Annotated in this window: 9 protein-coding genes; all 9 read right to left on the bottom strand. The window is 30.3% G+C overall.

From position 1 onward, the window contains the following. Positions 1-307: 307 nt before the first annotated feature. Complete coding sequence (locus Q5N74_RS18485; protein ID WP_304390479.1) at positions 308-721, bottom strand: hypothetical protein; 414 nt, start codon at positions 719-721, stop codon at positions 308-310. A gap of 167 nt (positions 722-888) precedes the next feature. Continuing rightward, the gene (locus Q5N74_RS18480) at positions 889-1,683 is read right to left on the bottom strand and encodes a hypothetical protein (RefSeq protein WP_304390478.1); all 795 of its coding nucleotides are present in this window, start codon (positions 1,681-1,683) and stop codon (positions 889-891) included. A gap of 162 nt (positions 1,684-1,845) precedes the next feature. After that, positions 1,846-2,847: a hypothetical protein gene (locus Q5N74_RS18475; protein ID WP_304390477.1), complete on the bottom strand. Its 1,002-nt coding sequence runs from the start codon at positions 2,845-2,847 to the stop codon at positions 1,846-1,848. A gap of 167 nt (positions 2,848-3,014) precedes the next feature. Beyond that, positions 3,015-3,428, bottom strand: a complete 414-nt coding sequence (locus Q5N74_RS18470; protein WP_304390476.1) for a hypothetical protein — start codon at positions 3,426-3,428, stop codon at positions 3,015-3,017. Positions 3,429-3,654: 226 nt separating this feature from the next. Beyond that, complete coding sequence (locus Q5N74_RS18465; protein ID WP_304390475.1) at positions 3,655-7,455, bottom strand: hypothetical protein; 3,801 nt, start codon at positions 7,453-7,455, stop codon at positions 3,655-3,657. A gap of 722 nt (positions 7,456-8,177) precedes the next feature. Continuing rightward, on the bottom strand, positions 8,178-8,741 hold the full coding sequence (locus tag Q5N74_RS18460; RefSeq protein ID WP_304390474.1) for a hypothetical protein: 564 nt from the start codon (positions 8,739-8,741) through the stop codon (positions 8,178-8,180). A gap of 163 nt (positions 8,742-8,904) precedes the next feature. After that, entirely contained in the window at positions 8,905-9,588 is a 684-nt protein-coding gene (locus Q5N74_RS18455; RefSeq protein WP_304390473.1) for a hypothetical protein, read from the bottom strand. Positions 9,589-9,774: 186 nt separating this feature from the next. Further along, positions 9,775-10,272 (bottom strand): hypothetical protein, encoded by a 498-nt coding sequence (locus Q5N74_RS18450; RefSeq protein WP_304390472.1) that lies wholly within the window; start codon positions 10,270-10,272, stop codon positions 9,775-9,777. Between the two features lie 167 nt (positions 10,273-10,439). Continuing rightward, the gene (locus Q5N74_RS18445) at positions 10,440-10,841 is read right to left on the bottom strand and encodes a hypothetical protein (protein ID WP_304390471.1); all 402 of its coding nucleotides are present in this window, start codon (positions 10,839-10,841) and stop codon (positions 10,440-10,442) included. Positions 10,842-10,936 lie beyond the last annotated feature (95 nt).

Raw genomic sequence — 10,936 nt, 5'->3', positions numbered from 1 at the left:
TATATGATGACACATATAGAAGTACTTTAGTGAAAATTTAATGCATTTTTACTTGTTTTTTACCACAGTACTTTGTTGTACACAGGCTTTATTTTTTCATTTGTTTCTCAATTATCCAAATAATTAAAGTTGAAACTGTTAAAGGCGCAATTAAATAAGTTAAAATATTTTTTATGTCAACAGGACTTATTCCTTTCGTTCTTGGATTTAAAATATATCTGTCAAAAATAAAATACAAAGTCAAGATTACAATTAATGAGAGAATTGTAATTAGTATAAACCTAAAATATCTTAAAAACGTTGCCATTTACTCTGCGATATATTCAAATATTATTCTCGGATTTACAGTTTTTGATTCTGATTCCTGTTGGAAAATCCGCAATTTTTTATCGTATTTAATTGTCACAGTATCAAAAGTTTTCCAGTTAAAACTTACGTCATTCGGTTTAATGTTTGGCGCATCCACAACAAATATCGATTCTTCATTTTGATTTTTTTCGTTATTACAATCCATTACTGAAATATGAATTGACGTTCGCGTAACTGCACTTCCGCCAGATTCCAACATTATTATTTTCCGCAAACCTTCGTAATCACATTCCGCTTTTAATTCCGTTTCAGTTGGTTCGTCGAAAAGCTCGAAGTTTGCCATAAAAACAACAAATCCGATTAAGGCTATAAATCCGAGTAATAAAATTCCAATTAGTATCTTTTTTATCAATTTGAGTTCGGGTTTTAGCTTGTGTACAACGTGTTTGTGTATGGTTAGTTGCGTGGTTAAGCAACTAAGTTAATAAACATTTACGAACCCGTGAATATTCCGCAGGAATATTCGCAAGTAGGGAAGAACCTAGCAATTAATTATACACGGTGTTGTGCTTTCGTACTTTATTCTTTCGTTCCTAAATCTATAAATAAATAACTATCAATATTATTCTCTAAAAGAAAACTTTCAATTCGATTATCATTTTTTATTTCGCCTTCTAGTGGCAAAGGAATTGTCATTGAAAAGTTATCGTCTAACTCACTAAATATTCTACAATTTTGGTCTTTGATATTAATTTTATGTTTTTTTCCTGCTTTACAACTAATCATATCAAATATGATTGTGTAAAAGTTAACACAATCTGAACTCAAAAGTTGTTTTAATTTAGTTGTGTTCCAACAGTTAAAAATCAATCCTTGTGTATTCATAAAATTATAAGCATTATCGTGCCAAACACAAGAGCTTCCAAAATATTCAAATGGTGGACTTTCGTGTCCTTTTGGTCCTTCGTTAAAAAACATTTCCCAAATTGCTAATTGTCCTCTCCATTTTCTTTGTTTTTGTATTTGCTCTGAAAAATGCGAAAGCTTTCTAGATGATGGATAATCCCAAGGATGATTTTTCTTTAAAACTTGAGGTCTTTTTGCTTCAAAAATTCCTGCTTTAATTTCATTACCTATTTTAAAAACAATTATTCCGTCGACTCCATTTTTATTTTCAATTGTTGGATTTAACGTTTGTGCGTGAGTTCTTAATCCAATATGATTTCCAATTTCAACACGAATTCTAGTAGTTAAGGCAGTAACATAATCTCTTTCAGAAACTAAAACTCCACGTTCTAATTCCTTTCTACATTCCACATCAATATTGGAACAATTAATTGCGATTATATCTGCGATGTTAAAATTTCCAAACATTTGGTTTAGTTTTTGGGTATGAAGCACAACGTTTATGTATAAGAATAGTTGCGGGTTTGTATGCGAGGATTTTCCGAAGGAAAATCAGACGTTACAAACATGCAACGACCTTTAATTAAGCATTAAACCGCAATTATTTTTATACGGTGTTAGCCCACGTTTTTATTTTAGATTATCCCAAAATTCTGGCGGATATTGGTCAACATCTAATCCTTCCAAGTTGATTGGTGGTCGATTAATATATTCCGTTCTGCTTTTTTTTCCTCCATATCGCTTGTCCCATTCAGATTCCAATAATTTATTTCTTTTTTTCTCTCTGACAATTACTTTTTGTAATTTTAAATATTCTCTCTCGTCGTCAAGATATTTAAAAAAATTAGCTACGTCATTATTTTTAGATACAAGTAATTCTTCAAAGTTTAAACTTTTTTCATTTTCAAGAATCTTTTTGTATTCTTCAATGAAAGTTGGTCCAGTCAGGTCATTTATTTTTAATGAATTTTTATGTGGATTTACTGACGGCGGAATTGACAATTCCCAAGCAAGCCTTCTTTTTGTCCAGCTAAATGCCAGATGATAAGCGCAACAAAGACTTGAAGGATTTGCAACTAAAGTTTCAATTAAGTCATCTAAACCATATTCATCTTCCATTGATTCTTTCAGAAGCCCATGTTTATAATTTAAACAATTTAAATCTCCTAATTCTTTAGCTTTTGCAAAACTCTCACTTGCTTTTTTGTTCATTTTTAATTCCGAAAATAGAACACCTTGAACATAAAACCCATAAATGCATTGATTTTGGTTTAAATAATGACGAATTAAATCGAGACCTGCATTCAATAGTTTCTTATCCTTATCTACATCTGCGTAAGAATATAGAAATGCTTGGACAAAATAGTAGTCGAGTGTTGCATCTTTAGGTTTGAAATTTAATGTAGATGAAGAAATTATTTTTTGAAAATCAAATATAAAATCATCTTTCCAGCCATTTCCACATTGACAGGTTACTAAATCTAATGCTTGTTTAAAAAATTCTGATGCTTTAGAATACAATTGAGAATTAGCATTTTCAAATCCTTTAATAATGAGAGATTTTCCTAAATTTTCTAAATCAAATCTTTTAATTAAATCAATTTTAGTATTTGAATTAAGATTTCTGTCCATAATTCTGTTGTGTTTTTCAAATGTGGGCTAACGTGATTGTGTATGGTTAGTTGCGTGGTTTAGCAACTAAATTAGTAAACAAAAACGAACGCGAGAAAATTCCGAAGGAATTTTCCAAATAGGCACTTGCCAAAGCAATTAATTATACACGGTGTTGTAAACAGTTTTTATTCAGTTTTCTTCATTTCAAGTGTTATTCCACTTTCGTCAAGATAGAATATTTTTTTCCCATTAACTTCACTAATCGCAATTCCCATTATTGAATATCTGTCGTCTTCATTTCCGATTTTCACAAACTGTTTATCCTTTTCCACTTTCCATTTAGTTCCGTTTGTCATTTCGGTTATCATTCCGAATAATTCTGATTTGGAAGTAGTTTTAAGTTCAAAATCTCCGTTTTGATTAAAAATAAAAGTAGAGTTTTCAAATCCGACTATTAGTGGTGCGAATTGTGGGTTTGTAGGCTTCTTAATGATTTTTTCAACATTCCATTTTCCATACATTTCTTTTTCATTCAAAGTTTGTCCGAATGAAGTTGAACTTAAAGCAATTAAAAATATTAACGTAAAAATCTTTCTCATTTCTTGTTTTTTAAATTGTTTACAACGGTTAGTATAAGAAACGTAGGGCAATAAATAAGCACTTTCGTTTCGGTTTATTACTTAGCTAAATATAAATATTTTGCTTTTATCTTTTCTCCTATAAACGCTAAATTTTATATTTAGCGGACTTTGTTAATACTCACAGAACTTTCGGTTTAGCACAAACGCCCTATGTTTTTTATACATTGTTATATGCTGCCTTTTATTATTCCAAACTTCTCAATAAAGCATTTTCATCTTCCCATTTTCCCTTTGATAAATAATTATCTTTCAATCCCTTAAAGATTAAAGAAACATTTGGGTGAGTAAACTTAGTTTCTTCTACAAGAGAATTAAAATAACCTGCCTTAAATCGTTCTATATTACCTCCTTCAAAAGCTCCTCGGCTTGTAAAGCCCAAGTTATTTGAAATTTGAACTCTAAACGAATCTTTAATTTCGATTGAATTAATATCTTCTATAACATCATATATTTCAGTAGAAAACCCTTTTCCTTCTTTCATATTAATTGGGTATTTGGCAAGTAGTTTACCAATACAACTATCTGTAATTTCAACTCTATGATTTTCAGATGCGAGTACTCTTACTTCATATATCCATTTTTTAAATTGAACAGAGTTTATTGAGCCATCTTCTTGTAATGATGGGATTAAATTAAAAGAATTCATTATATCCCAACCTGCTTTAAGAATTTCTTGATAATTAGGACTATCTTTTACTTTTTGCAGTTCTAATTCGCGAAGTTCATCTTTTTCAGGTAAGTAAACTTGACTCAAGATGCCAAAATATTCATCAGGTTTTTGAGACATTAGTTTGTATAAATTTTTTGGTTTAGGACTATACGAACTTGCTCCAGTAAAAACAAAAATAAATTTCATTTCAATTTTCGCGGCTCTTTCTATGTCGTAATCATTTTTTGAATATAGAAAATCTAAAAGGTTCTTGAAATGATGATGATCAAAGTTAGACGTATCTTCAAAATCTATAAGAGATATATTTTCAAGTATTGTTAAGACTTCTTCTGATTTTAAAATATTTTTATGAACATAAGTTCCCCAACCTAAAGTATTTAAAAGAGTAATAGGTTTTTCGTATTGTTTTAATTTATCCAATGCATAAAATAGCCCTTCTTTACTATCTGTGTAAAGGTAACCTTGCTGAGATTTCCAATATAATTTTTCTACTTCCTCATTTTGTAAATCATAAATAAATTTCCATAAATCTATACTACCTCTTAATGAATTTAAAAAAACAATAATTCCTTGTGAAGATAGGTCAGACTCAATCATATTGTTTAATACTGTTGTTTGTGTCTGTAAATTTGTTCGGTTTTCTGAGATTCGAATAAATTCTCTAACTAAAGATAGAAGGTTTTTATCCGTTGATTCAACTAATTGATAGGTAGTAAATTTATTTTCTTCTGTTAATTTATCAAATAATGCAAGTGCATTTCCATATAGATAAGGATGTTCTATTTTAGTACTTAGTTCATATATTTTATCTATTTCATATTTTTCAAGAACTTCCTTAATGAATATTAATCTTCTTGATAAAATATCTTCGTTATGTTTTTCGTAATCAGAATCTTGCTTACCCTCAATAAATTCAGGATGATGTTCTTCAAATAAGTACGAATCATTTAAGATATCATTCTCTGGTTTGAATTTAATAGCCGTTTGTTCTATTTTTTCTAGAATATCTTTAGGCAGAGACCAACGTGCCGTTGGATAACTTCTATGATTACCTATAAATTTTCTAAATTTATGAAACACCTTGCCTTTGTTTTCTTCATTAGATTGAAGGCTAGTTTCTATAGTCTTTAATGCAATATCTATTTTATTCCACTCCATATCATCTAACAAGTCGATAAGAGGTAATATTCTTTCTATATTATCTTTAGATGTTTCAATAACATTGTCTAAACAGAAATTTCTCATATAGTAAACTTCACGCTGAGTTACTTTGATTTCTCTAATTTCTGAAAATAACCTCCATTTGGGTCTTGGCGTATGAAATGCGGTGTCTTGACTATTACCGACTAAACTATATAAAAGCCCGTATAATGTATTGGGGTATTTTTTTATAAGAATTTCTAATATCTTTTTTCTGTCTTCTACATTTGTATTTGTTTGGGGATACCAAGTTCTATAGATGTTTTTTAAATTGCTTAATGGAGTATTAGTTGTGGGGAAACTCTCAGGAGAAACTAATATTATTTCACACAGAAATATTGAAACTCTCATTAGATGTTCAGGAAACCAAGCAATAATATCAAGGCACCATAATAATGGGGCTAAGTCATTGGACTCATTCATAAAACCTTTTTCAATTTCAAAAAATGCTGAAATAGATTTATCTCTTATTATTCGCTCGAGATTATTTAAAAAAATTGTTGGTGATGCCTCTGCCAAGAGTTTTAGATTACTTGACAACGACCTCCATACAGTAATATCCATTTCAAGAAGCTCTTGAATGATATTATTAATATATAAAGGAACGCTAGGAATAGAATTTATGCCATAGTCATTTCCAAATACAGATATAACTGCTAGAGATTCTGATAAACCTTCTCTTAATTTTGATGAATACTTTGTCCTGTTTTGAGGAGTTTGGTAATAATTCCCTCTATCTTCAATAGGTACCGTATATTTATGTGATATTTCGCTTAAAACTTCCAAGCAAATTTCCTTAAAGTCTTCTAGGTTTTGTTGTGTTATATACTTTGCAAAATATAACCAAGTGTCAGTAGGAGATACTAATCTCCATACTCCATTTATATTATAGACAGGTGAATCTTCTAGAGTAACTAAAACTCTCAAAAATTGAATGTACTCAGCAGAACTTTTACCACTGATTTTTTCAATAATATCTTTGTCTCCATTTAGATTTTCTGAAAATCGGTTAATAAAAAGAATAGGTATAACATCTATAATATCTACACTTTGTAAGTATTTCGGTTTTATACTATCATCAAATTTTAATAACCGTTTTAATACAGATATATTCCTACCTGAATTTTTTGTTAAAATTCTTGTTTGCTCAGAGTCAATACCCATTTTACCTAATCCTTTTTCAAACGATTCTCTTGAAACAATTGGTAACTGAATCTTTTCAGAGGCATTTATGTCATCAGAAAGACTTAATGGTATTATTACTTTATGCCCTCTTTGAATAGCACCACTTAAATCAATATTCTCTATTTTAAATTTAGAAAGTATAATTAGGGGCTTATCTGTTTGTGTAAACTGATTGAATGAATCTCTATTATCAATAACTATAATGTTATCTTCTTTTGTATTTTCAATTTGTTTGATAACTGCCAATGGAAAGGCTATAGCTTCATCAGATGTTATAGATTTAATATAAAACACTTTTTCATCATTAGTTAAAAAGGATTTTATTTTTTCTATTTCATTCAATCTACTATTACCTAGCAATATTTCAGGAACAATTTTTATAGATTGATTTTCACTCCAACGCTTCCAGTATTCTTCAATTGTGTATATTCCTAAAGTGGGTTTATTTAACTTTTCAGCAAGCCACAATTCCACATTAGGAGCTAACTCTAGCCATTGTTCGATATCTAAGGCATCAAAATACCTTACATCTTTCCAGAACCCTTCATTATTTTTTTCTGTTGTCCACTTATTTTTATCTCTATATTTTTTACCATTAATGTTAATATAGGTTGTCTGATTAGGTGTTTTGCCTAAAGGATTCTCTTTTCTTTTTTCGTAGTCATCATCTGCCTTTTTCTTTTTAGAATTAGAGGTGCCAAATTCCCACACACTTTCTCCTAAAGGAACAAACATATTTTCAGTTTCAGAAATAAGTTCCCCATCAAACCCTCCAATTAGAACATCTTCACCGTAATCAAATTGAAGTTTTTTTATGGTATCATTATTTATCGTAGCCAGAATTAATTTTCTAACTAAATGAGGTAAATGATATTTACAATCTATCGTATTTGCCCACGTTTCTATATCATTAGATGTTATGAATCTCATATTTTTTTATAGGTTGTAAGTTTTTTTTTGAGGTTGCATATAACGGTTCCGTATAAGAATAGTGCGTAGTTTGAGTGCGAGGATTTTCCGAAGGAAAATCAGATGCAAGCAAACAAGCACTAACCTTTTGATTAAGGAATAAACTTACGCATTATTTTTATACAATGTTAGCTACAGTTTTTTATTTTTCCACGCATTGCAAAAGTCAGTAGTCGCAATATTTGTTTTAAAATCAGTTTTTTTGAGCAAGAGTAAGGTCAGTCGCACGCAACAGTTGTGCTATTCTTTGGTCAGATTTATAATCAGTAATCGAATTAATAAGCGAAGAAGCAATAAAGTAAGATTAAGTAACCAACACAATTAATGATAAAAAACGAAGTCCAATTAATAGATTTTTTTTCAGATATAAGTAGAGCTATAAAATAACTGACTATTAAAATAATTGCTACAGGAATTAATGTCCATAAAAAAGCAGGATAGTTCCCAGGATTAGGTAGAGTCAAAGACTTATAAAAGACTAAAAGAACCAGAATAATCATTCCAATTCCAAAAATATTTTTCCTATTGAGTGTCATTTGAAATTGTAGCTAACGTGATTGTGTATGGTTAGTTGCGTGGTTAAGCAACTAAGTTAACAAACAAATCACAGATAGAAAATTCCAGCGGAATTTTCGTAAGTCGGCAGTGACCTAGCAATTAATTATACACGGTGTTAGCAAACGTTATTTATTCTTTTGGTATTGTTTAATTTGTTCCCAACGTTTTGGGTCAACCATTTTCCAATAGACTTCATAAAAATCTTTCTTTTCGGGATTGTGGTTTTCTATTAATTCACCAAAGAAGTTTGTTAGAGCAATTTTTTCTTCAGTCTGTTCCGTTAAAACGTCTCTTTCTTTTTCATCTAATATCATAACAGATGCGTAAATATGTTTCCATTCCTCAAGTCCGTTTGTCAGAACAGTATATTTTTTTCCGTTCGACAAGAGGTCAATATTATTCCACATTAGTATTGGGTGATTTCTGTTACTTGGGAAAATTTCCTTGTCCCATTTCCCATATCTATCGTACATCACTTTGTGGGTATACATAGCAGAATAAACACATTCATATCTAATTTCATTAATTTTTGTAGTGTCTTTTCCGTTTACAGTAACATATTTTTCATTCAAAATTTCCGTAAACTTATTTTTGTAAATTTTAGGACATTTTGTTTCCTTAATTGCTTTTTGAGATGAAGAACAACTCAAAAAAATAGAAAGTATGATTGTTAAGTAAATTCCTTTCATAGATTCGGTTCTAATGTTTGCTAACGGTTGGGCTATGGTTTCGTTGCGGAATTGTCCGAGAGGACTATTCCGAGATAACCAAGCCTTCATTGCAATATAGGAATTTTCGGAGAAAAATTCCGCCGCAATGAATTATAGCCATTGTTAGGTGCAGTATTTTTTGCTACCAAATTTTCCAGAATGGTTTGTTATCAGCTTTTATTTTTTCGTTATTCACAGGTTTATGATGCTTTTCGATAATATCAAAAACTCGACTGTAATTATAATCAATGTTATCAACTGCTTTTTTCCAATCTATATTTAATATTTCAATTCGCGTGTCTATTGAGCCATTCCATTTTGTTTTAAATCCATTATTCGTCAAAACAGAAATTATTTTTTCCGCAACTTCTTTTGCTAATCCATCATCACGATTATAGCTATCAAAACCGATAAATAACATTTTTTCTTTTCCTATCGCTCTCTCTAAATCTTGAGTATGATAATAGCAATATCCATTAACGCTAATTCCGATAACTTTTAACTCATCAATTATTTCTGAGCAATCTTCTTCTCCATCACTTTTTGTATATCCAGCTCTATGTAGAGAAACAATCTTATTTTCATTTAATTCGTCAAATGATTTAACCAATCTTTCAAAATCTGTAGGCTTTTCCCAGCTTCGACTTTCTTTTTGATGATTTTTTAACCTGATGTCAATTTCTTTTTTTAGCCAATTCTCATCAAAGTCAGTTTCATCATAAAACATTTCACTTATACTTTCAAGTAAATCGTCTCCGTTTTCAAAGCCAAAAAGAACATCTTTTTCAAGTTGCTCAATTGCCTCCTTTTTGATTTCATCTGTCATTTTTAATTAATGTTCGTTGGTCTTTTCATATTGCACCTAACGTTGATGTGTATGGAAAGTTGCGTGCTTGTGTGCGAGGATTTTCCGAAGGAAAATCAGATGCAAGCAAGCAAAGCAACTCACATTGGTTAAGCTAAAAATAGCAATTTTTTATACACGGTGTTACAAACAGTTTTTATTAATTTTTCAAGGTAAATCACTCGTCAAAATTACTTCAAATGAGTCTGTTATGTCAATAGTCGTGTCGTTTGCAAAAGTCAGTTTTAAATTCACATTATATGTTCCTTCGGGTTGAGGCGGTTCATGACCTGGATACCAAGTCAAATTATTTATATTGTTAGTTGAGAAAATCTCTTCGCATTCGTTAGAGATTTTTAATTCTCCGCTTTTTAGAAATTCAGCGGAATTTATACTAATGGAACTATCAAATTCTCCACCGCTATTTTGGTCTATTATAATTATCGAGAATGTATCTCTTATTCCATCTCCGTTTGGTGATGAAAATGTAGAAATCCAAATGTCATAATTGGAATCAGCGTAGATTTCTTTGTGACTAACTATTTTAAGTTCTTCAATAACTCCAACGGTTATAGTTTTACTTTTTAAGCAATTATTGTTATCAGATGAGCAAGATGAAATTCCTATTCCTATTAAAAGAGCAAGAATCATTGTCAATTTTTTCATTTAGAAGTGATTGGTTTAAATTGTTTGTAACGTTTATGTGTATGGTTAGTTGCGTGGTTTTAAGCAACTAATTTAACAAAAATGGAACGACCCAGAGGAAATTCCGCAGGAATTTCCACGTAGACTTGTACCAAGCAATTAAATATACACGTTGTTGTAAACAGTTTTTATCTTGTTAAAAATTCCTTTAAAGTACCTTCTCCTGAAATTTCAGATTCCCATTTCATAGATGAACTTTGTAAATCAGTTACGGTATAAACTTTTGGTCCAAAATCAGAATTGTCAAAGTCAATAGTCAGCACGTTTCCAATCATTGTCCAATCACCTTGCTCAATTCTTAATTCCAAATTTCCTTCGATATCAATCAAATATCTAAATTCTGTTCTATTATCGGCTGTCAATAGTCGAATCACACTTTGATTAGTAACAACTTCTCCGTTCAATATACTTTCATCTACAGTCCAACCACCAATCACAGATAATTCAGTTTCATTATCGTCACTGTTCGAACATGATGAGAAAATCAATAGTCCTATTAACAAAGCAGAAAGAAAGTTAAGTTTTTTCATTTGTTGAGTTCGGCTTAAATGTCTTGTCCTGAAATATGGCTACAGGTTAAAATTGATTTACGCTGTTTTTAAATATACCATATTAGGTGTTTTAT

Origin of the sequence: Mariniflexile sp. AS56 (genome assembly GCF_030552475.1) — a bacterium.
GTDB lineage: Bacteria > Bacteroidota > Bacteroidia > Flavobacteriales > Flavobacteriaceae > Mariniflexile.
The sequence above is the reverse complement of the archived record's forward strand: the minus strand, read 5'-3'. Positions and strand labels throughout refer to the sequence as shown.

Bases quoted from the DNA above. Each gene is read 5' to 3' on its own strand.
- Q5N74_RS18480 (WP_304390478.1), bottom strand. From the start codon at position 1,683: ATGTTTGGAAATTTTAACATCGCAGATATAATCGCAATTAATTGTTCC.
- Q5N74_RS18475 (WP_304390477.1), bottom strand. From the start codon at position 2,847: ATGGACAGAAATCTTAATTCAAATACTAAAATTGATTTAATTAAAAGA.
- Q5N74_RS18470 (WP_304390476.1), bottom strand. From the start codon at position 3,428: ATGAGAAAGATTTTTACGTTAATATTTTTAATTGCTTTAAGTTCAACT.
- Q5N74_RS18465 (WP_304390475.1), bottom strand. From the start codon at position 7,455: ATGAGATTCATAACATCTAATGATATAGAAACGTGGGCAAATACGATA.
- Q5N74_RS18460 (WP_304390474.1), bottom strand. From the start codon at position 8,741: ATGAAAGGAATTTACTTAACAATCATACTTTCTATTTTTTTGAGTTGT.
- Q5N74_RS18455 (WP_304390473.1), bottom strand. From the start codon at position 9,588: ATGACAGATGAAATCAAAAAGGAGGCAATTGAGCAACTTGAAAAAGAT.
- Q5N74_RS18450 (WP_304390472.1), bottom strand. From the start codon at position 10,272: ATGAAAAAATTGACAATGATTCTTGCTCTTTTAATAGGAATAGGAATT.
- Q5N74_RS18445 (WP_304390471.1), bottom strand. From the start codon at position 10,841: ATGAAAAAACTTAACTTTCTTTCTGCTTTGTTAATAGGACTATTGATT.